This window comes from Allorhizobium sp. GW101-3B10 (assembly GCF_059424725.1).
Window position 1 is genome coordinate 3,403,461 of sequence record NZ_JBWKZR010000001.1, and the last position, 21,089, is coordinate 3,424,549.

General features: G+C 63.0%; 22 protein-coding genes. 7 read left to right on the forward strand and 15 right to left on the reverse strand.

The annotated features are described in order from the left end of the window. Positions 1-183 precede the first annotated feature (183 nt). Positions 184-1,491: a UDP-glucose dehydrogenase family protein gene (locus tag AC07Y0_RS16885; RefSeq protein ID WP_498678880.1), complete on the reverse strand. Its 1,308-nt coding sequence runs from the start codon at positions 1,489-1,491 to the stop codon at positions 184-186. Between the two features lie 283 nt (positions 1,492-1,774). Continuing rightward, a complete protein-coding gene (locus tag AC07Y0_RS16890; RefSeq protein WP_498678881.1) occupies positions 1,775-2,164 on the reverse strand; it encodes a PRC-barrel domain-containing protein in 390 nt (129 codons plus the stop codon). 316 nt (positions 2,165-2,480) lie between these two features. On the opposite strand from AC07Y0_RS16890, the gene AC07Y0_RS16895 reads away from it, so the two are divergent. Together AC07Y0_RS16895 and pgi are read left to right on the forward strand one after the other, a co-directional pair. Next, positions 2,481-4,196: a long-chain fatty acid--CoA ligase gene (locus AC07Y0_RS16895; RefSeq protein ID WP_498678882.1), complete on the forward strand. Its 1,716-nt coding sequence runs from the start codon at positions 2,481-2,483 to the stop codon at positions 4,194-4,196. 131 nt (positions 4,197-4,327) lie between these two features. After that, positions 4,328-5,956 carry a glucose-6-phosphate isomerase gene (gene pgi, locus AC07Y0_RS16900; protein ID WP_498678883.1) on the forward strand — a complete coding sequence of 543 codons (1,629 nt, stop codon included), beginning with the start codon at positions 4,328-4,330 and terminating at the stop codon, positions 5,954-5,956. Between the two features lie 3 nt (positions 5,957-5,959). On the opposite strand, the gene AC07Y0_RS16905 is transcribed toward pgi, so the two are convergent. Beyond that, positions 5,960-6,562: a hypothetical protein gene (locus AC07Y0_RS16905; RefSeq protein ID WP_498678884.1), complete on the reverse strand. Its 603-nt coding sequence runs from the start codon at positions 6,560-6,562 to the stop codon at positions 5,960-5,962. A 127-nt stretch (positions 6,563-6,689) separates the two neighbouring features. On the opposite strand from AC07Y0_RS16905, the gene AC07Y0_RS16910 reads away from it, so the two are divergent. Both AC07Y0_RS16910 and AC07Y0_RS16915 read left to right on the forward strand, forming a co-directional pair. Next, positions 6,690-7,199 (forward strand): DUF2975 domain-containing protein, encoded by a 510-nt coding sequence (locus tag AC07Y0_RS16910; protein ID WP_498678885.1) that lies wholly within the window; start codon positions 6,690-6,692, stop codon positions 7,197-7,199. 3 nt (positions 7,200-7,202) lie between these two features. Beyond that, the gene (locus tag AC07Y0_RS16915) at positions 7,203-7,412 is read left to right on the forward strand and encodes a helix-turn-helix domain-containing protein (protein ID WP_498678886.1); all 210 of its coding nucleotides are present in this window, start codon (positions 7,203-7,205) and stop codon (positions 7,410-7,412) included. A 27-nt stretch (positions 7,413-7,439) separates the two neighbouring features. On the opposite strand, the gene AC07Y0_RS16920 is transcribed toward AC07Y0_RS16915, so the two are convergent. After that, a complete protein-coding gene (locus AC07Y0_RS16920) occupies positions 7,440-8,366 on the reverse strand; it encodes a carbohydrate kinase family protein (protein ID WP_498678887.1) in 927 nt (308 codons plus the stop codon). Positions 8,367-8,449: 83 nt separating this feature from the next. After that, a complete protein-coding gene (locus AC07Y0_RS16925) occupies positions 8,450-9,142 on the reverse strand; it encodes an orotate phosphoribosyltransferase (RefSeq protein ID WP_498678888.1) in 693 nt (230 codons plus the stop codon). 517 nt (positions 9,143-9,659) lie between these two features. Here AC07Y0_RS16925 and AC07Y0_RS16930 point away from each other — a divergent pair. From AC07Y0_RS16930 to AC07Y0_RS16940, 3 genes are all read left to right on the forward strand, one after another. Beyond that, positions 9,660-10,223 carry a ferritin-like domain-containing protein gene (locus AC07Y0_RS16930; protein WP_498678889.1) on the forward strand — a complete coding sequence of 188 codons (564 nt, stop codon included), beginning with the start codon at positions 9,660-9,662 and terminating at the stop codon, positions 10,221-10,223. 309 nt (positions 10,224-10,532) lie between these two features. Next, a complete protein-coding gene (locus tag AC07Y0_RS16935) occupies positions 10,533-11,057 on the forward strand; it encodes a DUF1269 domain-containing protein (protein WP_498678890.1) in 525 nt (174 codons plus the stop codon). A gap of 16 nt (positions 11,058-11,073) precedes the next feature. Further along, the gene (locus tag AC07Y0_RS16940) at positions 11,074-11,226 is read left to right on the forward strand and encodes a DUF3096 domain-containing protein (RefSeq protein ID WP_498678891.1); all 153 of its coding nucleotides are present in this window, start codon (positions 11,074-11,076) and stop codon (positions 11,224-11,226) included. 81 nt (positions 11,227-11,307) lie between these two features. Here AC07Y0_RS16940 and AC07Y0_RS16945 read toward each other — a convergent pair whose 3' ends face one another. The 10 genes from AC07Y0_RS16945 to pxpB all read right to left on the reverse strand — a co-directional run bounded on the left by AC07Y0_RS16945 (position 11,308) and on the right by pxpB (position 21,005). Then, the gene (locus AC07Y0_RS16945; RefSeq protein ID WP_498678892.1) at positions 11,308-11,661 is read right to left on the reverse strand and encodes a DUF805 domain-containing protein; all 354 of its coding nucleotides are present in this window, start codon (positions 11,659-11,661) and stop codon (positions 11,308-11,310) included. Between the two features lie 126 nt (positions 11,662-11,787). Beyond that, positions 11,788-12,825 carry a dihydroorotase gene (gene pyrC / locus AC07Y0_RS16950; protein WP_498678893.1) on the reverse strand — a complete coding sequence of 346 codons (1,038 nt, stop codon included), beginning with the start codon at positions 12,823-12,825 and terminating at the stop codon, positions 11,788-11,790. Positions 12,826-12,912: 87 nt separating this feature from the next. After that, positions 12,913-13,998: an HD-GYP domain-containing protein gene (locus AC07Y0_RS16955; RefSeq protein WP_498678894.1), complete on the reverse strand. Its 1,086-nt coding sequence runs from the start codon at positions 13,996-13,998 to the stop codon at positions 12,913-12,915. 17 nt (positions 13,999-14,015) lie between these two features. After that, positions 14,016-16,253: an ATP-binding protein gene (locus AC07Y0_RS16960; protein ID WP_498678895.1), complete on the reverse strand. Its 2,238-nt coding sequence runs from the start codon at positions 16,251-16,253 to the stop codon at positions 14,016-14,018. Next, entirely contained in the window at positions 16,253-16,750 is a 498-nt protein-coding gene (locus tag AC07Y0_RS16965) for a putative pterin-binding protein (protein WP_498678896.1), read from the reverse strand. Before AC07Y0_RS16965 ends, AC07Y0_RS16960 begins: the two co-directional genes overlap by 1 nt. A gap of 27 nt (positions 16,751-16,777) precedes the next feature. After that, complete coding sequence (locus AC07Y0_RS16970; RefSeq protein ID WP_498678897.1) at positions 16,778-17,170, reverse strand: response regulator; 393 nt, start codon at positions 17,168-17,170, stop codon at positions 16,778-16,780. Between the two features lie 199 nt (positions 17,171-17,369). After that, positions 17,370-18,086 carry a Crp/Fnr family transcriptional regulator gene (locus tag AC07Y0_RS16975; protein WP_498678898.1) on the reverse strand — a complete coding sequence of 239 codons (717 nt, stop codon included), beginning with the start codon at positions 18,084-18,086 and terminating at the stop codon, positions 17,370-17,372. A 160-nt stretch (positions 18,087-18,246) separates the two neighbouring features. After that, complete coding sequence (locus AC07Y0_RS16980) at positions 18,247-19,287, reverse strand: 4-hydroxyproline epimerase (RefSeq protein WP_498678899.1); 1,041 nt, start codon at positions 19,285-19,287, stop codon at positions 18,247-18,249. Positions 19,288-19,311: 24 nt separating this feature from the next. Beyond that, on the reverse strand, positions 19,312-20,331 hold the full coding sequence (locus AC07Y0_RS16985; RefSeq protein ID WP_498678900.1) for a 5-oxoprolinase subunit C family protein: 1,020 nt from the start codon (positions 20,329-20,331) through the stop codon (positions 19,312-19,314). Beyond that, positions 20,328-21,005 (reverse strand): 5-oxoprolinase subunit PxpB, encoded by a 678-nt coding sequence (pxpB, locus tag AC07Y0_RS16990; RefSeq protein WP_498678901.1) that lies wholly within the window; start codon positions 21,003-21,005, stop codon positions 20,328-20,330. The genes AC07Y0_RS16985 and pxpB overlap by 4 nt, the downstream gene beginning before the upstream one ends. Positions 21,006-21,089: the final 84 nt, after the last annotated feature.

Consider the following 21,089-nt stretch of genomic DNA (forward strand, 5'->3'; position numbering starts at 1 on the left):
CCGCAGCGCAAAATGCTTGGCAAGCGGGCATTGCCTAGAAAATATGCCGAATTGAATCTGCACAGAAATTAAACATGCCTCGCAGAGGCGCGATGGGCCGGGTAAGCGGCGCCTTGCGACAAACGACAACGCCGCCCACGGGGGCGGCGCCGACTTTATCATCAGCCGATCGGCGGAGACGTATTACTCCGCGCGGCCGACGCTTTCGTAGACGAAACCATGCCTGCGCGCCTCGGACGGCGTGTAGATGTTGCGCAGGTCGACAAGAACCGGCTGCCTCATCATGCCCTTCAGGCGGGGCAGATCGAGGGAGCGGAACTGCTTCCATTCGGTGATGATGACCAGCGCATCGGCGCCGTCGGCAACCGCATCGACGTCGTCGTGGTAGGAAAGCTCCGGCATGACATGGCGGGCGGCCGGCATGCCTTCCGGATCGTGCGCCTTCAGCGAGGCGCCCTTGTCGAGCAACGCCTGGACAATCGACAAGGCCGGCGATTCACGGATGTCGTCGGTGTCCGGCTTGAAGGTCAGGCCGAGGATGCCGATCGTCTTGCCGCGCAGTTCGCCACCGAGGGCGCGCTCGACCTTGCGGGCCATGGCGCGCTTGCGGGTCTCGTTGATGCCGACGATCGTCTCGATCAGGCGGATCGGGCTGTTGTGATCCTGCGCGGTCTTGACCAGCGCCAGCGTATCCTTGGGAAAGCAGGAGCCGCCGTAACCCGGACCGGCGTTGAGGAACTTGAGCCCGATGCGGCTGTCCAGGCCCATGCCGCGGGACACGTCCTGCACATTGGCGCCGACCTGCTCGCAGAGATCGGCGATCTCGTTGATATAGGCAAGCTTCAGCGCCAGGAAGGCGTTGGCGGCATATTTGGTGAGTTCCGCGGTCCGGCGCGAGGTGAAGAGGACCGGATGGCGCACCGGGTCGAGGGCACCATAGACCTCCGCCATGATGGAGCGGGCCCGATCGTCGTTCATGCCGACCACGACGCGGTCCGGCGCCATGAAGTCGTCGATGGCAGCACCTTCGCGCAGGAATTCCGGGTTGGAGACGACGGCCACGTCGGCATCCGGATTGGCCTCGCGGATGATGCGTTCCAGTTGATCGCCAGTACCGACCGGCACGGTCGACTTGGTGACAATCACGGTAAAGCCGCGCACAGCAGCGGCCACTTCGCGTGCCGCGGCGAAGACATAGGTCAGGTCGGCATGACCGTCGCTCTTGCGCGAGGGCGTGCCGACCGCGAGAAACACCACATCGGCATTGGCGACCGGCTCGGCAATGTCCGTGGTAAACCGCAGGCGCCCGGCCGCGACGTTCTTGTGGATGAGATCATCGAGGCCCGGCTCGAAGATCGGCACCTCGCCGCGGTTGAGCTGGGCGATCTTTTCAGCCGCCTTGTCGATGCATACGACGTCGTGGCCGAAATCCGACAGGCAGACACCCGAAACCAGTCCGACATAACCCGTACCGATAATTGCAATGCGCACGCCCAAACTCCATTTGGCTCGATCGGCCGAAGGTGTATCCGTTCAAACCTGGTCCGATTTACAGTGAAAGCGGAGAATTGAGGAAGAAGAACGAATGCCGACTTCTATGCCGTTAATTAGAAATATTGATTTAGCCAAGATACTTACCGCATCGCAAAATGAAAACCAAGAGCATCCGCAGGCCAATCCGGGCGGACGGCAAAGGGGAGAGATTTAGCCGAGAGCCGGCCAACAAGGAAAGGCTCTGCCGAAGCGGAGCCTTCCTATGTCATTGTGGAATCGATCAGATCCAGTAGGGCGGCACGCCGTAGAAGTCGTAAACGTTGCGGCCGTTGTCGCGATACCAATCTCGATCATCGTCCTTCAGACGCGGCGCGCGCTCGATCTGCTCCTTGGTGAGGTCGATACGATAGCCGTCAAGCGACTCATCATAGGTGAGCTTTTCCCAGGGCAGCGGGTAGTAGTCGTCGCCGATGCCGAGGAAGCCACCGAAGCTGAGCACGGCATAGGCCACGCGGCCACCGCGCTTTTCGAGAATGATGCGCTTGATCGAGCCGATCCGCTCCCCATCAGCACCGTAGACGGCGGTGCCGTCGACCTTGTCGCTGGCGATGAGGGACGCCGTGTCCTTGACATAGGGATCACGATCGGCCGCTTGCGTATTCTGATGCATGATGCACCCTCCTGTTCCAGTGTGGCGATGAAGGCGAAACGGTCGCGGCGGCGAGAAAGTTCCCACGGGCAGAAAGCGTGGCAACCCTTCGCCAGACCCGATCGGTGACGTTGCCTCGGCTCTTTGCTTTGCCACGGTGAGTTCCGTCAAAGCCTTGGATGGTGGCCGGTGGATTATTGACGCTTACGTCAAGGTTATATAGAGCTAGGGACTTGAACCGGACTGCCAAACGCATAAGCTCGCTAAAGCATCTGGGAGGATCGCAGGTCCGCCGCACACGGCAGACATGGCACAATGGACGTCGGGAGGGGAATACATGACGGACGCAACGAGCCGCCTCAGTGGCCGGGCATCGGAGAAAATTTGGCTCGATTCATATCCGCCGGCGGTGCCCGCGGAGATCGCGCCCCATGCCCACCCGTCGCTGGGCAGTCTGTTCGAGAGCAGTTGCGCCACCTATGCCGACCGCCTGGCATTTTCGAGCATGGGCCGCGGCATGACCTTCCGCGAACTGGAGGTCCAGTCGCGCAAGGTCGGCGCCTGGCTTCAGGCCAAGGGGCTCGTCAAGGGTGACCGCGTCGCCGTCATGACGCCGAACATCCTGCAGAATCCGGTCGCTGTGTACGGCATCCTCCGGGCAGGCTTCACGGTCGTCAACGTCAATCCGCTCTACACCCCCCGCGAGCTGCAGCACCAGTTGAAGGATGCCGGCGCCAAGGCAATCATCGTGCTGGAGAATTTCGCCGGCACGGTGCAGCAGGTCCTGCCCAATACGCCGATCAAGCATGTCATCGTCGCCACCATGGGCGACATGCTGGGCCTGAAGGGCCATATCGTCAATTTCGTCGTGCGCAAGGTGAAGAAGCTCGTTCCGGCCTGGTCGATCCCCGGCCACACCAGCTTCAAGACCGTTCTCTCCGAGGGCGCCCGCCAGACGCTGAAGCCGGTTGACGTGGTGGCGAGCGACGTGGCGTTCCTCCAATATACCGGCGGCACCACGGGCGTTTCCAAGGGCGCGACGCTGACCCATGCCAACCTGCTCGCCAACAAGCAGCAGATCGCCATCTGGCTCGAGGCGGCATTTGCGATCAAGGGTCGGCCGGAGGTCATGACCTTCATCTGCGCCCTGCCGCTCTATCATATCTTCGCGCTCACCGTGAATTCGCTGATGGGCATAGCCACCGGCAGCCACAATGTGCTGATCGCCAATCCGCGCGACATTCCCGCCTTCGTCAAGGAACTGCAGAACCACAAGGCGCATATCTTCCCGGGCCTCAACACGTTGTTCAACGCGCTGATGAACAATCCGGATTTCAAGAACCTCGACTTTTCCTCGCTCCTGCTGGTGCTCGGCGGCGGCATGGCCGTACAGCGGCCGGTGGCGGAACGCTGGTACCAGATGACCGGTTGCCCGATCACCGAAGGCTACGGCCTTTCGGAGACCTCACCGGTTGCCACCGTCAACCGCCTCGACAGTACCGAATTCAGCGGCATGATCGGTCTGCCCCTGCCCTCGACCGACATCGAGATCCGCGACGAGGAGGGCGCCACGCTGCCGATCGGCGAAGTCGGCGAAATCTGCATTCGCGGACCCCAGGTCATGGCCGGCTACTGGCAGCGCCCGGAAGAAACCGCCAAGGTCATGACCGACGACGGTTTCTTCCGCTCCGGCGACATGGGCATGATGAACGAGGGCGGATACGTCAAGATCGTCGACCGCAAGAAGGACATGATCCTCGTCTCCGGATTCAACGTCTATCCGAACGAGATCGAAGAAGTCGCGGCCATGCATCCGGGCGTACTCGAATGCGCAGCGATCGGGGTTCCGGATGCGCATTCCGGCGAGGCGGTAAAGATCTTCGTCGTCAAGAAGGACCCGGCCCTCACCGAGGCCGACCTCAAGGCCCATTGTGCCGCCAACCTGACCAACTACAAGCGTCCGCGCTTCATCGAATTCCGCAGCGAACTGCCGAAGTCGAATGTCGGCAAGATCCTGCGGCGCGAGCTGCGCGACAGCGAACCGGCCAAGTAAAGGTCGAGTCTGGCCGCTCCATATCCGACGCCCGGATTTGCCTTGCGCAATCCGGGCGTTTTCGTGCGCTTGATCGGCGGCATCGCCCGGAATAGTGTCGCCCCCATCTCCGCCAAATCAGGGACACTAAAATGCAGGCTATCATCGACAAACTCACGAGCACCGCCGCGGCCACCCGTGCCGAGGATCTGCGCGCCGCCTTTGCCGCCGACGCCGAGCGCTTCGCCCGTTTCAGCGCTACGCTGGACGACCTGCTGATGGACTATTCCAAATGCGCGGTGAACGGGGAGATCATGGCCCTGCTCGAGGAGCTCTGCGTCGCAGCGGGAGTCGCTGACAAGCGCGACGCGATGTTCTCCGGCGCGCCGATCAATTTCACCGAAGGGCGAGCAGTGCTCCACACCGCCTTGCGCAACAGGTCCAACACGCCGGTCATGGTGGACGGCCGAGACGTGATGCCCGACGTCAATGCGGTTCTCGCCGCCATGGGCCGCTTTGCCGAAGGGATCCGCTCGGGCGCGCTCGCCGGCGCGACCGGCAAGCCAATCACCGATGTCGTCAATATCGGCATCGGCGGCTCCGACCTCGGACCGGTGATGACGACACTGGCGCTCGCCCCGTTCCATGACGGTCCGCGCCTGCATTTCGTCTCCAATATCGACGGCGCCCACATCAGCGACACGCTGAAGACGCTTGCCGCCGAGACGACGCTGTTCGTCGTCGCCTCGAAGACGTTCACGACGATCGAAACCATGACCAATGCGCAGACGGCCCGCCGGTTCGTCGCCGAAAAGCTCGGCGAAGCGGCGGTCGGCAAGCACTTCGCCGCGGTATCGACCGCGCTCGACAAGGTCGCCGCCTTCGGCATCGATGCCGAGCGGGTGTTCGGCTTCTGGGACTGGGTCGGCGGGCGCTATTCGATCTGGTCGGCGATCGGCCTGCCGCTGATGATCGCCATCGGCGAAGAGGACTTCGGGCGCTTCCTCGACGGCGGCCATGCGATGGACCAGCATTTCCGTAGCGCGCCGTTCGGGCAGAACCTGCCTATGCTGCTCGGCGCGCTCGGCGTCTACCACCGCAACGTGCTCGGCTACCAGACGCGCGCCATCCTGCCCTATGACCAGAGGCTGTCGCGCTTCCCCGCCTATCTGCAGCAGCTCGACATGGAATCGAATGGCAAGAGCGTCACCATCGACGGCAAGCCCGTCCAGGGTGCCTCCGGCCCGGTCGTCTGGGGCGAGCCCGGCACCAATGGCCAGCACGCCTTCTACCAGCTGATCCACCAGGGTACGAGCGTCATCCCGGCCGAGTTCCTGATCGCCGCGCGCGGCTTCGAGCCGGACCTCAGGCACCAGCACGAACTGCTGATCGCCAATTGCCTGGCGCAGTCCGAAGCGCTGATGAAGGGCCGCACGCTTGCCGAGGCGAAGTCGCAGCTGACCGCCAAGGGTGTTCCCGACGAGGAAGCCGACTTCCTCGCGCCGCACCGCGTGTTTTCCGGCAACCGCCCCTCGATCACCTTTGTCTACGACCAGCTCACGCCCCATGCGCTCGGCCGACTGATCGCGCTCTACGAGCACCGCGTCTTTGTCGAAGGGGTGATCTTCCGCATCAACTCCTTCGACCAGTGGGGCGTGGAACTCGGCAAGGAACTGGCGACCGGGCTCCTGCCGGTCGTCGAGGGCAAGGTCACAGCCACCGGCCATGACAGCTCGACCGCCGGGCTCATCAAGGCTCTGCTCACCGCAGCGCAAGGTTGAGGCCTAAGGCGCGTTCACGCACTGCGGCACCGATTTGAGGCCGGCTTGTTTCAGGATGGTCCGCAAATCGATGCCGCGAATGACCGGCAGATATTCGCTGCCTGCGCTTGCCTGCAGCCAGATATCCAAGGGCAATGGCTGCCCTTCGGCCGGAAACGGCTCAGTCCAGCATCCACCGGCTAGACTGACGGAAAGGTTGCCGCTGCCATTGCGGCCGAGCTTTCTTGCCTCGCGAACGGCTTGCTGGAATTTCAGGACGGATTCAACTTCGCGAGCGCCGAGACTGAGCATCATGGCTTGCTGGCTGAGGCGCGGAGGCGGCAATGACTGCAAAGCTGCTGCATTTCCTGAGACTATCTCCAGATCAAATACCTTGGCGCTGGCGAGCGTTCCCGTTTCTGCCCAACCAAACCCGAGGCGAACATCGCCCGTCTTCAACCGCAAAGCAGCTGGCGCAAAAAGCGCGACGCGAAATTCCGCCGGATTGGCATCGAGTGGTGAGAGCGCAGCCAACTTGGCAGCGCTGGATATGCTGCTCGACACACAGGACGGCAGCCCGGCAAGGGCCGAAGCAATCAGGACGAGGCTGACGAAAGCGTTCTTCATGAAGATACCTCACAATGATTGACGAGATTTAATTATTGTAATACAATAATTTTTACAATCCCCTCGATAAGAGATTTTTTCGATGACACAAACCCCACTCACCCGCATCAGGTCCCTGAGCCGGAAGATGAAACTGCTGATAGCCCTGGCTGCGGCCGGTTTTGCCGCCGCTCTTGCCTATCTTGCCTGGATGGTCGCGTTCGACATCGAAGGGCTGAAGGTCCTGATCGCCCGCTATCCGCTTTCCGGGACGCTCCCGCTTACCCTGAGCACAAGGGCCCTTGGCGGGCTTGCCGCTCTCGCTGTCGCGAACAGCATGTTAATTGCCGCCGGCATCTGGACGCTCTGGGCGATGTTCGACCATTTCGAGAAGGGCGACATATTCTCGGAGAGAAGCGGTGTGCTTCTGCGCCGCACCGGCTACCTTGCCCTGATCGGAGGCATTTCGAGTTTGCTATCGCACACGCTTGCGATATTGGTGGCCACCTATGACAATCCTCCGGGACAGAAGATGCTCTCCATAGGCATTTCCAGCACAAACATCGGATTGTTCATCCTGGCCGGGCTGCTATTCGTTCTCGGCCACATCATGGTGATCGCGGTCGGGATCGAAGCCGACAACCGGAGCTTCGTCTAGCGCATGCCGATCATCGTCAATCTGGATGTAATGCTGGCCAAACGAAAAATGCGATCGAAGGAACTGTCGGAGATCGTCGGAATCACCGAGCAGAACATCTCGCTGTTGAAATCCGGAAAGGTCAAAGGCGTACGCTTTGACACGCTGGAACGGATCTGCGAGGCGCTCGGCTGCCAGCCGGGCGACATCCTCGAATACCAACCGGAAGCCTGAACCGCCGGCGGCCGGGCGGGTGCGATTTCAGAAGCCGATCTCATGGGCGAACGGCGGGTTGGCGCCGGCGCGTGACACCGTCACCGCTGCCGCCCGGGCGCCGAGCTCCAGGGCGGAACGCACGGCGGCCTCATCGAGCGCCGCGACCCGGGCCTTGGTCAGCAGGTCCTGGCGCTTCAGCGATGCCAGAATGCCCGCATCGAAAGTATCGCCCGCGCCGACCGTGTCGACCACCTGAACACGCTGGCTCGGGACCGGGACCTTGAAACGGTCAGTATAGCCGGTCGCGCCGTCGGCGCCGCGCGTGATGACCACGAGCTTTGCGCCCATATCCAGCCAGTGCCGGGCAAGATCGTCATGGCTGCCGGACAGGCCGAACCATTCAAGGTCCTCGTCGGAGAATTTGAGGATGTCGGACATGGCGGCCATACGGTTGATCCGCGCCATGTGCGCGGCCTTGTCCTTGATGAAGCCGGGGCGGATATTGGGGTCGAGCGAGATGACGCGGGCGTGATGCTCGCGCGCCATCAGTGCCTCGTAGGTCGAGCCGCAGGGTTCGGGAATGAGGCTGATCGCGCCGAAATGCAAAGCCTCGCAATCCGCTCCCAGAACCGGCAGATCACTTGGCGAAATCATCCGGCCCGCAGTGTTCTCGTCATAGAAGGCATAGCTCGCCTGGCCGTTGACCAGCTTGACGAAGGCGATGGTCGTCGGCCGCGACGCGGTTGCGCAGAAGCTCGCGTCGACGCCGCTCGACGCCAGGGTCTCGCGCAGGATGTCACCCATCATGTCGTCGGAAAGACCGGTGAAGAAGCCGGTCGGAATGCCGAGCCTGCCGAGCGCGATCGCTGTATTGAAGATAGCCCCGCCTGCATAAGGGGCAAACGCGCGCTCGCCGAGCGTCGTCTCCCGCGGCAGCATGTCGATCAATGCTTCCCCGCAACACAAGATCATCCGACCGTCCTCCCGATAAGCTTCACTGTCTGAATGGATTTCAATCGATTTAATCCATTCAGCACGAAAAGGCCAGCCCCGCCTCAGCCGAGCGACGCGACCCCGCCATTGCGGCCCGACCAGGCAAGCGGCGCATCGAGGAAGGCTTCCACCTCGGAGAGCGTCTTGTCGTCGAACAGCTTGCGCTCGCGAGCGACGGCCAGCACGTTGCGCCAGGTGGCGATGTGATGCAGCCTGACATTGCCGTTGGTGAAGCGCTCCCCGGCCTCGGGGAAGATGTCGTAGTAGAACAGCGCGACACCGTGGTCGACCGTGCCGCCGGCGGCGCGGATCGCATCGATGAACTTGAACATGCTGCCGCCGGCCGTCGTCAGGTCTTCGATCACCAGCACCCGCGCCCCTTCCGGCATATGGCCCTCGATCTGGGCGTTGCGGCCGTGGCCCTTCGGGGCCTTGCGCACGTAGATCATCGGCAGGCCGAGGCGCTCGGCGAGGAAGGCGGCGAACGGGATGCCGGCCGTTTCGCCGCCGGCGACGACGTCGAACTGTTCGAAGCCGGCATTGCGCATCACGGTGGCGGCGGCAAAATCCATGATCGCCGAACGGATGCGCGGATAGGAGATCAGCTTGCGGCAGTCGATATAGACCGGGCTCATCATGCCGGAGGACAGCTTGTAGGGCTTGTCGGCGGAAAAATGCACCGCCTTGATCTCCCACAGCATCTTCGCCATCAGTTCCGCCATGACGGCCGGCTCGGGAAAGGTCGTGGTGGTCATGGCGGTTCCTCGTGTTCGCGTTGCCTGGGGTCGATCGTCCGGTGCTGTCGAGACGACGCCAGAACTCAGGCGCGCCCCTGCCACGCGGCTTAGCAGCAAGATGTGCCGGTTTCCAGACATTCGGCATCGAAAAGGCAGCGTTTCATGCCGCCCTTGCCATTTTCCGCGCGACCTTCGGGTGTTCGGACCGCGGTCGAAAATCGGACTCGGCGCAGCCATCACCGAGCACACATCGTGTTCGGATTACCGCGAATTAATCTGCCGTCCATCAGATAGATATCATTTTCAATATATAAATAACTCGACAGCCAGAGCAGAGATCCTGGGCCGAGGCGGCTGTCCTCGGCAGTCAGACAAGTGCGGGGGAAATTCATGTTTCGCAGATCTTTTATCTGGCTCATGTCGCTCTTCGGCCGCCGAAGCCGCAATCGGTCGCACGGTCGGCCTGTGCGGCGAAGCGGGCACGGCCACTGATCACACAAATCCTGCAATCAACAAGACACTGAAGGAGACAAGGATGTCCAGAACGACCCTCTCGATCATCGCGGCAGGCCTGATCGCAGCGACGACAATCGGCATTGCCGCCGAGGCAGCCACGCTCGCCGACGGCGCACGCGCCGCCATCGAAGCGGCGCTGGATGACGAGCACCGGGCGGAAGCCTTCTATGCCGCCGTCATGACGAAATTCGGCGACGTCCGGCCGTTCCGCAACATCATCCGCGCCGAGCAGACGCATGCATCCGAACTGAACGCACTGCTGGAGAACTACGGGCTGGAGCGAAAGACGACCAACCCTCATCTGGGCTCCGCAGAGATTGCCGCCCTTGTCCCCGAAACGCTCGCCGCCGCCTGCAAGATCGGTGTCAATGCGGAAGTCGCCAACCGCGACCTCTACGACAAGAGGCTGATGCCTGCCGTTCAGGACTATGCGGATGTCCAGGTCGTGTTCGCCGCCCTGCGGGACGCCTCGGAAAACAAGCACCTGCCGGCTTTCGAGCGCTGCGGCGGCGGGCAGGGACAGGGTATGGGCCAGGGAAAAGGCATGGGAATGGGCCATGGCCGGAATGCAGCCCAGCCCTGAATGCCGAAAGACGGATCGGTTCGGCCGGCGTTTCAGCCGGTCGAGCCTCTCCTGCGCGGATCACGCCACCGATTGCGGGCCGACACGGTGGTTTCGCCCGGCTGGCCGGGCTGGTCGTGTTGAAACACGGGGGACGGTCCCGTCGACGATCGGCACGCGCCAGCGACAAATTGCGCGCGGGTCGGCGCAGATTGAGACAACGGCGCAAAGGTGGACTAGATTGAATCTCCGATCCCTTCCGGCAGACAGCATCGACCACATGTTTGTCATGTTCGCAGGACAGCATGCCGGAAACAACAGGAGGCCTCAATGTCGGAACTCATCGTAGTCGGCTACCCCAACAGCCAGAAGGCGGAAGAAGCCCGCGCGACTCTTTTCCAGCTGGCAAAGGAATATCTTGTCGAAGTGAAGGACGCCGTCGTCGCGGAAGCCGACGACAAGGGTCAGATCCGGCTCAATCAGATGGTGTCGATGTGGAGCATCGGCGCCAGCGGAGGGGCCTTCTGGGGCCTGCTGGCCGGCATGCTGTTCCTCAATCCGCTGGTCGGCGTTGCCGCCGGTGCCGGCGCCGGTGCGCTGGCCGGCGCGCTGACGGATTACGGGATCAACGACAACTTCATGAAGGACGTCGCGGGCGTGCTTCAGCCCGGGCAGGCCGCCCTGTTCATCCTCGCCGACCGTGCTGCCTCGGACAAGGTCATCGACCGGCTGAGCGGCCATGGCGGCAGCATCATCCGCACCAATCTCGACACCAGCAAGGAACAGGCGCTGCGGGCCGCCTTCGACAAGGCACGCATGGCCGCCAATACCCCAACCAATCCCGAGACAAACTGAGACAGGAAGAACGAAAATGAACGCTATCGCCCTTCAACCGCTGATCGCGCTGGTCGCCGGCATCCTCATCCTCGTCATGCCGCGCCTGCTGAACTACGTGATCGCGATCTACCTGATCATCGTCGGTATTACCGGCCTCTGGCCGCAGCTGATGAACGTCAATCTGTAGCCCATTCAGGGATGCTCGGGCCTCTTCGGCTCGGGCGTCCCGATGGATCTGGAGCGTGCACCCGAGCTCGAGCGGAATGTGTCACGCCACCGGCTGCGGACCGAAGCGGTTTTCGCCGGGCTGGCCGGGCTGGACGTTGAAATAGATGAGGACGATCCAGCCGACGACCGGGACGAGCGCCAGCAGCAACCACCAACCGGAACGATCAATGTCGTGCAGGCGACGTGCGCCGACGGCAAGCTGTGGAACGATCATGGCCAGCATGGCGACGGTATTCAGCACCTGCCCGTCAAACAGCATTCCATCGATGATGCTCGTGCCCACGTTGACGACAAAGATGAACAACATGAACCACCAGAACTCGGGGCGCGCCGCGCGACCGGTGAAAGTGGCGTATTTTGACAGAACGGCCTGAATCGCTTCCTGAAAGCCCATGAAATCCTACCCCGATTGAAGACGCCAGAATGCACAGTCTTCTAAGCCATGCGCCACGCCCCGACAACCCGCGCTGCGGATGGGTGCAGGAATGGCCGATGGGGCTGAACCTTGGCGTCGACGCCCCTACTCGACGTCCCAGTGCAGCGGGAACATCGGATCGAAGACGGTCACGGGGCCGGCTCCCGTTTCGATCTTGGCCGGGAAGCTGACGGCCGCATCGCGCCGGACCAGCGTGACGGTCTCGTCGTTCGGCGCAAGGCCGTACCAGGCCGGACCATTCAGCGAGGCAAAGGCTTCGAGCTTGTCCAGGGCGCCTTCCTGTTCGAACACGTGGGCGAGGCAGCTCATCGTGTTGATCGAGGTATAGATGCCGGCGCAGCCGCAGGCGCATTCCTTGAGCGGATCGACATGCGGGGCGGAATCGGTGCCGAGGAAGAAGCGGCGATCGCCCGAGGTCGCAGCAGCCCGCAGCGCCAGGCGATGGCTCTCGCGCTTGGCGACCGGCAGGCAGTAGTAGTGCGGCTTGATGCCGCCGACGAGGATGGCGTTGCGGTTGATGATCAGATGGTGGGTAGTGATCGAGCCGGCAATGTTGCGCTCGGCCGAGCGGATATAGTCGATGCCGTCCGACGTGGTCACGTGTTCCATCGTCACCTTCAAGTCCGGGAGACTGCGGCGCAACGGATCGAGCACGGTGTCGATGAAGACCTTCTCGCGGTCGAAAATGTCGACCTCGGGCGTGGTCACCTCGCCATGTACGCAGAGCGGCAGCCCGATCTTCGCCATGCGCTCCAGCACGGGCATGGCCTTTGCCATGTCGCGCACGCCGCCGTGGGAATTGGTGGTGGCGCCGGCGGGATAGAGCTTCACGGCAGTGATCAGGCCGCTCTTCGCACCCTCTTCCACGTCATCGGGGTTGGTATCCTCGGTGAGGTAGAGGGTCATCAGCGGCTCGAAGCGATCGCCCTTCGGCAGCGCGGCCATGATGCGCTCGCGATAGGCCAGTGCATCCGCCGTCGTGACGACCGGCGGCACGAGGTTCGGCATGATGATGGCGCGAGCAAAATGCCGGCTGGTGTCGCCGATCACGCCTTTGAGCATCGCGCCGTCGCGCAGATGCAGGTGCCAGTCATCGGGGCGGCGGATGGTGATCGAGCGCATGACAGAACCTCCGGGGCATGGGTCTCGACCCCGCAGATAGCATGTTCCCGATGCGGGTCAAACCTGCCTTTGGAGCGTTTCCTGGCTCTAGGCGACCTTGCCGGAAAGAGCCGCAAGTGTCTTTTCCGCTTCCTCAAGCTGTTCGCGCCGGTCGTTTTCCATGATCGACCTGATCTTCGGCAGCGCGCGCTCGAAGGCGGCGACGCAGTCGGGATCGAACTGGGTGCCCGAGCGGCCAAGGATATGCTCCACCGTGCGATCGAACGACCAGGCCGGTTTGTAGGGCCGCTCGGTCGTCAGGGCGTCGAAGTTGTCGGCGATGCACACCACGCGGCCGGAAATCGGGATGGCCCCGCCGGCCAGCCGGTTCGGGTAGCCCTGGCCGTCCCAGCGCTCGTGGTGGCTGGCGGCAATTTCGGATGCAAGCTGCAGCAGCGAGGAATGCGAGCGGGCAAGGATGTCGCTACCGATCTGCGCATGGGCCTGCATCTGCCGGTACTCGGCCTCGGTCAGGCGCCCCTGCTTCAGCAGCACGGTATCCGGCATCGCCACCTTGCCGATGTCGTGCATCGGCGCGGCCAGGCGGATGTCGTTGCAGAGCTGTTCGGGAAGACCGAGTTCGAGGGCGATCGCCTCGGAATAGGCGGCCACGCGCAGCGTGTGGCGCGAGGTTTCCGGATCCTTGTAGCCGGCGGCAAGCGTCAGGCGATGGATGATCTCCTGCTCGCGCAGGCGCAGCTCGCCGACCGCCCGGTCCACCTCGCGGCGCAACCACTCGGCCTGGTCGGCCAGCTGGCGACGGGCGCGGGCGAGCGACACGATGTTCTGCACGCGCGCCTGGAATTCGACGGGATTGATCGGCTTCGTCAGGAAGTCGATGGCGCCGGCATTGAGCGCCGCCATGCGCGTCGTCATATCCTGGTCGGCGGTGACGAAGATCACCGGCACCTGGGCATATTTCTCGAAACGCACGATCTCGGTGAACAGCTCGACGCCGTTGTAGACGGGCATCTGGTAGTCGATGATCGCGATGTCGAAATCGAGATCCGGCAAGGCCGACAGAACCGCGTCGGGGCTCGCAAAACCGAGCGCCTCGCAACTCTCCAGCTTGCCGACGAGTTTCGTCAGAAGCTTCAGGTTGGTGCTGTTGTCATCCACAAGCAAGATACGCATAGACGCCTCCTTCGCTTTCAAGCGACAAGTTTGAATTTCAGGGTTTCGATTTCGCCGCTCAGCTTGTCGACGTCGGCGGCCGACGGACGATGGCTGCGCAGCGCATGGGCAATGTCGGCAATGTCGTTCAGGCCGACATTGACCGCAGCGCCCTTGATCGTGTGCAGGGCGCGATCGATCTTCTCGGGGTCGTGATTGGCCAGTGCGACATGCAGATCCTGGATCAGGCTGGTCGCGTCGTTGAAGAAGGATTCGACCAGTTCGCGGAACACGTCCTCGCCCAGCGCATCGACGAGTTCGGACTGACGCGCCTCATCAAGGCCCTCAATCGCCAGCGGGGGAAAATCCACGTCGTCGATGATGATCGGTTCCGGCAGGCCGATGTCGTTCGACATGTCCCGGTCCGGCCCGTTCGCCGGAACGTTCACGATCGAATGTAGCACGTTGCGCAGCCTTTCCATCGTTACCGGTTTCGATTCGAAGCCGGCCATTCCTGCCTCGATGCACCGTCGGCGGTCGTCGTCGGAGGCATTGGCCGTCATCGCGATGATCGGCGTGGCAGAGCACAGCCCGCCTTCGGCGATGATACGGCGCGTCGCCTCGATGCCGTCCATGACTGGCATCTGCATGTCCATCAGGATGACGTCGAAGGTCTGTTCCTTGGCGATCGAGACGGCCTGCGCCCCGTCGCCGGCGACGACGACTTCCTGCCCGAGCCGGTCGAGGAAACGGGTGGCGACCAGCTGGTTGACGCGATTGTCCTCGACCAGAAGGATGCGCAGACGCGGCAGCGGCGCCTTGTCCTGTCCCGTCGCCTGGCGGCGGACCTCGTCCTTGCCGACGGCGATGACGGCAAGCTCGAACCAGAAGATGCTGCCGACGCCGACCGTGCTGCTCATGCCGAGCTCGCCGCCGAGCTTTTCGACGATCTGCTTGCAGATGGTCAGGCCGAGGCCCGTGCCGCCATATTTGCGGCTGATCGAGGCATCGACCTGGGAGAACGGCTTGAACAGCTTGGCCAGCCCCGCTTCGTCGATGCCGATGCCGGTATCCTCGACCTCGAAGCGCAGCATCAGCTTGCCGTGGCGGTAGAACTCGCGAAGACGCAGCGTCACCGTGCCCTTGCTGGTGAACTTGACCGCATTGGACAGGAGGTTGAGCAAGACTTGACGCAGCCGGGTCGGATCGGTGCGCACATAAAGCGCATCGAGGGAATAGGGGATGTCGAGAACGACCGTGTTGCCGTGGTCGTCGGCGCGGCCGCGGATGATGCTGACCGTGGTTTCGGCCAGCGCGCGAATGTCGACCGCACGCTCTTCGAGTTCCAGCTTGCCATGTTCGATCTTGGAGTAGTCGAGGATCTCGTTGATGACCTCCAGCAGGGCTTCGCCGGATGACCGAATGGTCTTGACGCTCGACAGGGCATCTTCCGGAAGCTCGGAGAATTCCAGCAGTTCCGACATGCCGAGGATCGCGTTGAGCGGCGTGCGAATCTCGTGGCCCATCGTCGCCATGAACTGCGACTTGGCGCGGTTGCCAGCATCCGCGGCCTCGTAGGCTTCGGTCAGACGGTGAGCCATGCCTTCCAGCTCGATGCCGGCCTTGCGCACCGATTTCAGCTGGCGGCGCAGCGTCACGACCAGGAACACCACCGAGATCATCAACAGGCCGAGCATGATGGCCGAGGTCTTCTCGAGCTCGAGAATGGTGTCGCGGGCGTCGGCCCTGTCGGCGCTGAGCTGCATGTTGGTGTGGATCAGCAGTTCCTCGGTCGTCTTCGAAAGAGCGGCCAGTGCGTGGTCGAGGCTTTCGAGTTCGGCGGCGGTCGGCATGCGCCCCAGGGCGTAGGCGTCGAAGGTCGCCTGGAAGCCGGAGACTTGCGCGCGGATTTCGCCGAGCATGCTCACGACTTTCGGATCGTCGGAGAAATAGTCGCCGAACCTCGATTCCATCACCAATTGGATTCGGGAATAGAGGATGTCGTAACGCAGGGAAAGTTCGCCGAGCAGGGCCTGGCTCGGCGGCTGACCGCGCAGTTCGGCGAGGCTGTAGTCGAGCGCGCGTGCCTCGCGGTCGAGCTGGTAGACTGACCAGAGCGCGTTCTCGCGAATGCCGTCCTGGAGATAACGGAACTGGCGGGAAATGTCGACGAACAGCACGATCAGCACGAACAGCAGGACGGCCGACAGCATCTGCAGGATCAGCGTGGTGCTGCCTGCCTTGCGCATGAAGTCGCCGGACCTGTGCACACGCATCACCGGATGACCTCGATTTGCCTGATCTGCCAGACGGAGCGAGCGAAGTACTTCTCGTTGAAGAGCGCGCCGTCCTGGTCGAAAGGATAGACCAGCATGGACGGGCCCCTGGACCGCACGGTCATGACCCTGCCATCCAGCCGCGTGGCAAGGATAGTGTCCAGGGAGAGTGCGTCGGAGATCGGCACTTCCGCGGAATAGCCGTTCAGTGCCCGGAAAAGCAGCCGCCTGCCCTCGGCGCCGGCCGCCTTGAGCACTTCGCGCAGCAGGGGGCCGGAAAACTCGACCTCGCCCGGCGTCCAGGGCGTGTCCATCGATGCGCGTCGACCGTTGAGGGCATCGAGCATTGCCAGGTCGAATACCGCCGAACCATCGCGGTTCGGTTCCGTCACGGCACCGACGATGGTGAGCATCACCGGCCCCTTCGGCGCATCAAGAGCCGCTGCAGGACTTGCGGCGAACAAGGCGGTCAGGAGGATAACAAACGGGAGCTTCATGCGTGCATCCGTCGCAAAGGGTCGGCCTCAGCCGGCCAGGCTGTGGCGCGCCGCGCCGTGGCCCAGATAGGACGAAAGCAACGAGCGGAAGGCCACGGCTTCGACCGGCTTGGTGAGAAAATCCGTGACTCCCCCTTCGCTGGCAGCCTCGCGAAGGCCGGGTTCCTGGTCTGCCGTGACCATGAGGACCGGAATTTCGTCATAGCGTTCCATCATGCGGATCGCCTTTACGAATTGCAGACCGCTCATGCCGGGCAGCATGTGGTCGACGATCAGCATACTGAAGAATCGGTTGTGGCAGAGGGTCAGGGCTTTGGTCGCATCCGCCTCGATCAGGATCTCCTCATCGGTCACCTTCTTGGCGAGGTGCTTCAGGATCATCGCATTCGTCGGATTGTCCTCTACGATCAGAATGGTCATGTCCGTTCTTCCTTGGCTCCAAACCGCTTGCCCTGCAGGGACTTCTAGCAGCGGGAGGCTGAGATAGGCTGAACCATTTCGAATCAATTTTACCGATCGCTACTTTAAGCTCTCCTTAATTTTTAGAGCGTTCTAAATCGTCGTCGGGGTCTGTCGCGCGACTGGCGCGACCCGGTCCCTGAAGCACAGGATGCGCAGATCAGCCCTCGAGCGCGCGGGAAATGCGCCGCGACAGCTCGACCGGATTTTTCAGGATAATGGCGCGGCTGGTGCGTTCGATCAGCTGCTCGCGGATCAGCCGCGACATTTCCCGTGACACGGTCTCGCGGCTGGAGCCGATATGCTCGGCCAGCTCTGCATGGACGAGCGGCGGAGAAATGATCCGCTCTCGCCCACCGTCACCGCGCAAGCGCGAGAGCCTGAGCAAAGCATTGTAGAGACGATGCTTGGTGTCGAGAAAAGACAGCTCGGATACGCGCTCGTTCATCGAACGGATGCGACCCGACAGCAGCCGCATGAGGGACAGACAGACTTCCCGGCGCGCCTGCAAGATGTCGTGGAAGACGGCATAGGGAATGACGGTGACGACCGCATCGCTGACCGCCATCAGGCTAGCCGAGCGGGCCTTTTCGTCGATTGCGGAGAGTTCGCCCAGAAGATCGCCGCGCCGAAAGGTGCCGAGAATGGCCTCCTTGCCGACAGTGAAGCGCAGCACGGCGCGGATCTCACCGCTCTGCACGATGAAGACGTCTTTCGACGTGTCCTCATAGTCGACGAGGCTCTCGCCGGCGCACAGATTGCGCGTGTGACAGCGCGCCAGCCAATCATTGTCTTCGCCTGTGCTCAGGCTGGCAAATATCGCGGCGCTGCGCAGCGTGGAAGGACTGTGCGCGTTGTTTTGCGTTTGGGCTCCCACGGACAAATGATCTTCCACTTTTCTTGCTCATGCACCAATCGGGGCGACGCGAATAGGATCGCTTCTTAAGCCGCCGCCGCCGGCAAGTGCAAGTCGGGACCGGCCAAGAACCTGTCAGTGTATTACCGCCAGGTTAATGGCGCGCCGCAAAGCAACTCTATTAACCAATCGAACCCGCCGAGGGTCCCCAGACATCGGTGAGGGCGAAGCCATCGGCCAGCGGGTCGAACGGATCGAGCGCCACCTGGTGCAGGCCGAAGGTGAAGCCGCGGCCGCTGATCGTCGGGATGACGGCGGGGCGTCCGGCAACCTCGGTCACTTCCTTCAGGCCCACCTCGAATTCCGAGCCGATGATCGAGCGGGATTTCAGCACGTCGCCGACCTTGACCTTGCCGCGCGCGTAAAGCGTCGCGAGGTTGGCGGAATTGCCCGTGCCGCAGGGCGAGCGATCGACGCGGCCGGGCCACATGGTCGTGCAGGTGCGGATCGCGCCGTCGGGATCGACGTCGCGGAACATCACGTAGGCAACGCCGGAGATCGCCGGAATTTCCGGGTGGACGACAGGAATGCGGCGGTTGATCTCCTCCTTGAGGATCATGCCGGCCTCGACCAGGCCGCGGGCATTCGCCTTGTCGATGGTGAGCCCGACCTGCCCGACGTCGACCAGCGCGTAGAAGATGCCGCCATAGCTGAGGTCGAAGGTGATGCGCCCCCATTGCTCGGTCTCGAGGCTGACATCAAGTTCATGCACGAAGGACGGCACCATGGTGAGCTTGACCCGCTCGCAGCGGCCGTCGCGGCAGGTGGCGGTGGCGGTCACGAGACCGGCGGCGGTGTCGAGCACCACCGTCGTCTCCGGCTCGCTCATCTCGACGATACCGCTTTCGAGCAGCGCTGTCGTAATGCAGATCGAGTTCGATCCGGAGCTCGCATGGGCCTGGTCCGGCTGCAGGATGACGAAGCCCGCATCGGCCTTCGGGTTCTTGGCCGGTAGCAGGAGATTGACCGAGCCGATCGGCGCGCCGCGCGGCTCGAGCACGAGGAAGCGACGGAGTTCTTGCCCCTTGGGGTCGTTGTTCAGCCAGTGCAGCTGTTCGGCAATCGTCTCGCCCGGGATCTTCGGCACGCCGCCGACCGCCACCTTGCCGATCTCACCCTCGCAATGGACGTCGATCAGCTGAAGAGTACGCTTCCATCTCATGGTCTTGCTCCGTCAGTCAGGAATTCAGGTCTTGGCGCGCGCCAGCGCAGCCAGGCGTTCGGGATGCGCCTTGTCCTTGCGGGCAAGGGCGGAAAAGGCGGCGGCGCGATCGATCGCTTCGCGCCCGGCGCGTAGCGCGGTGACGGCCTCGGCTCGGCTCACCACGGAAAAGCGCAGGCGGCTGCCGACCGGGGACTGGCCGAGCCGCCAGAGATCGGCTTCGATCACATGGGCGATCTTCGGATAGCCGCCGCAGGTATTGGCCTCGGCGAGCTGGATGATCGGCTGCCCCGAGGGCGGCACCTGGACGGTGCCCGGCATGATGCCGTGCGAATGCAATTCGAGTTTTTGCCTCAGAGTCAGCGGGGAGCCGGACAGGCGATAGCCCTGGCGGTTGGCATCGTCCGTGACCTGCCAGGCGGCGGCCTCCAAGGCCGCGACCGCCGCGGGCTCGAAGGAGCCGTATTCCGCCCCCGGCAGGACGCGGATCGGCCTGTCCTCGCCAATGTCCGTCGCCGACCTGCCGATCTCCGAAGGATCCAGGCCGAAGCCCGTCGGCAGGCCGGTCACGGTCATCGGTGCAAAGCCGGTGTCGAGCCGGTCGCCACGACGCAAGCCCCTGCCCGCCAGGCCACCCCAGCCGCTCTTCAGGTCGGTCGAGGCCGAGCCCAGCACGGTGGGAACGCCAAGCCCCCCGGAGACGGCGACATAGGCGCGCGCGCCGCTGCGCGGCAAGCCAAGTTCGAGCACATCGCCGGTGCGGACCGGCAATGCCCACCAGGAGGGATAGAAAATTCCATTGACGCTCACGGGGCAATCCGCGCCGGTGACGGCCACCAACGTCGCCTGACCGAAGCGCAGCCGGAACGGAAAGATCGCCACTTCGATCGCTGCGGCATTGGCGTCATTGCCGATCATGAGGTTGGCCAGTTCCAGCGCCGGCGCATCCATGGCGCCGGAGCGCGAGACGCCGGCATCGAGATAGCCGAAGCGGCCGAGGTCCTGCACGGAGTTGGCCGCGCCCGTCGTCAGGATCTCGATCATGCCCGGATCTCCTTGACGACGAAACGGATACGGTCACCGGCGCGTAGCGCAGCCGGCGGCTCGCGCATCGGATCGAACAGGTGAAGATCGGTATGGCCGAGAATGTGCCAGCCGGAAGGTGCCGTCAGCGGCATGATACCCGCCTGCGCGCCGCCGATGATGACCGAGCCTTCGGGCACGCCCATGCGGGGAACCGCGCGGCGGGGCAGCGCAAGGACCGGATCGAGGCCGGAGAGATAGACGAAGCCCGGCATCGCCCCAACGGCTGCAACGGAATAGACGGGTGCAGCGTGCATCGCGACCAGGCGCTCTACCGTCAGCCCCTTTGACGCAGCGACTTCGGCAAGATCGCTGCCTTCGTTGCCGTAGACGACGGGGATCTCCACCAGACGTCCGGCGGCCGGAGCAGCCATGGTCGTCTTCCACTGGCCGAGCATGTGGGCTTCGAGCCTGTCCGGGTCCATGCGAAGCGGGTCGAAGACGACCATCAAACTGTTCATGCCGGGTGCGACCTCGGAGACGCCAGGCAGGGCGCGAAGGGCATCGGCAAAGACCCAGATGCGTTCCTGTAAGGACGCATCGAAAACCGGGCCGGCGACATCGAATAGAAGCGCCCCTGCCCCTTCCGGGCTGATCCGCGGATTATCGCCGTGCTCCTGCATGCCTGCCTTCATCGTCGTCTCTCGCGTGGTGATATATCAGAATATGGTGGAGACCAAGAGCATTTCTTCGTCCGGCCATTGTGCATTCCCTCGGGC

Excerpts from the sequence above, each read along its gene's own strand:
- AC07Y0_RS16890 (WP_498678881.1), bottom strand. The coding sequence starts at position 2,164 with ATGCATCAGAATACGCAAGCGGCCGATCGTGATCCCTATGTCAAGGAC.
- AC07Y0_RS16895 (WP_498678882.1), top strand. The coding sequence starts at position 2,481 with ATGACGGACGCAACGAGCCGCCTCAGTGGCCGGGCATCGGAGAAAATT.
- pgi (WP_498678883.1), top strand. The coding sequence starts at position 4,328 with ATGCAGGCTATCATCGACAAACTCACGAGCACCGCCGCGGCCACCCGT.
- AC07Y0_RS16905 (WP_498678884.1), bottom strand. The coding sequence starts at position 6,562 with ATGAAGAACGCTTTCGTCAGCCTCGTCCTGATTGCTTCGGCCCTTGCC.
- AC07Y0_RS16910 (WP_498678885.1), top strand. The coding sequence starts at position 6,690 with ATGAAACTGCTGATAGCCCTGGCTGCGGCCGGTTTTGCCGCCGCTCTT.
- AC07Y0_RS16915 (WP_498678886.1), top strand. The coding sequence starts at position 7,203 with ATGCCGATCATCGTCAATCTGGATGTAATGCTGGCCAAACGAAAAATG.
- AC07Y0_RS16920 (WP_498678887.1), bottom strand. The coding sequence starts at position 8,366 with ATGATCTTGTGTTGCGGGGAAGCATTGATCGACATGCTGCCGCGGGAG.
- AC07Y0_RS16925 (WP_498678888.1), bottom strand. The coding sequence starts at position 9,142 with ATGACCACCACGACCTTTCCCGAGCCGGCCGTCATGGCGGAACTGATG.
- AC07Y0_RS16930 (WP_498678889.1), top strand. The coding sequence starts at position 9,660 with ATGTCCAGAACGACCCTCTCGATCATCGCGGCAGGCCTGATCGCAGCG.
- AC07Y0_RS16935 (WP_498678890.1), top strand. The coding sequence starts at position 10,533 with ATGTCGGAACTCATCGTAGTCGGCTACCCCAACAGCCAGAAGGCGGAA.
- AC07Y0_RS16940 (WP_498678891.1), top strand. The coding sequence starts at position 11,074 with ATGAACGCTATCGCCCTTCAACCGCTGATCGCGCTGGTCGCCGGCATC.
- AC07Y0_RS16945 (WP_498678892.1), bottom strand. The coding sequence starts at position 11,661 with ATGGGCTTTCAGGAAGCGATTCAGGCCGTTCTGTCAAAATACGCCACT.
- pyrC (WP_498678893.1), bottom strand. The coding sequence starts at position 12,825 with ATGCGCTCGATCACCATCCGCCGCCCCGATGACTGGCACCTGCATCTG.
- AC07Y0_RS16955 (WP_498678894.1), bottom strand. The coding sequence starts at position 13,998 with ATGCGTATCTTGCTTGTGGATGACAACAGCACCAACCTGAAGCTTCTG.
- AC07Y0_RS16960 (WP_498678895.1), bottom strand. The coding sequence starts at position 16,253 with ATGCGTGTGCACAGGTCCGGCGACTTCATGCGCAAGGCAGGCAGCACC.
- AC07Y0_RS16965 (WP_498678896.1), bottom strand. The coding sequence starts at position 16,750 with ATGAAGCTCCCGTTTGTTATCCTCCTGACCGCCTTGTTCGCCGCAAGT.
- AC07Y0_RS16970 (WP_498678897.1), bottom strand. The coding sequence starts at position 17,170 with ATGACCATTCTGATCGTAGAGGACAATCCGACGAATGCGATGATCCTG.
- AC07Y0_RS16980 (WP_498678899.1), bottom strand. The coding sequence starts at position 19,287 with ATGAGATGGAAGCGTACTCTTCAGCTGATCGACGTCCATTGCGAGGGT.
- AC07Y0_RS16985 (WP_498678900.1), bottom strand. The coding sequence starts at position 20,331 with ATGATCGAGATCCTGACGACGGGCGCGGCCAACTCCGTGCAGGACCTC.
- pxpB (WP_498678901.1), bottom strand. The coding sequence starts at position 21,005 with ATGAAGGCAGGCATGCAGGAGCACGGCGATAATCCGCGGATCAGCCCG.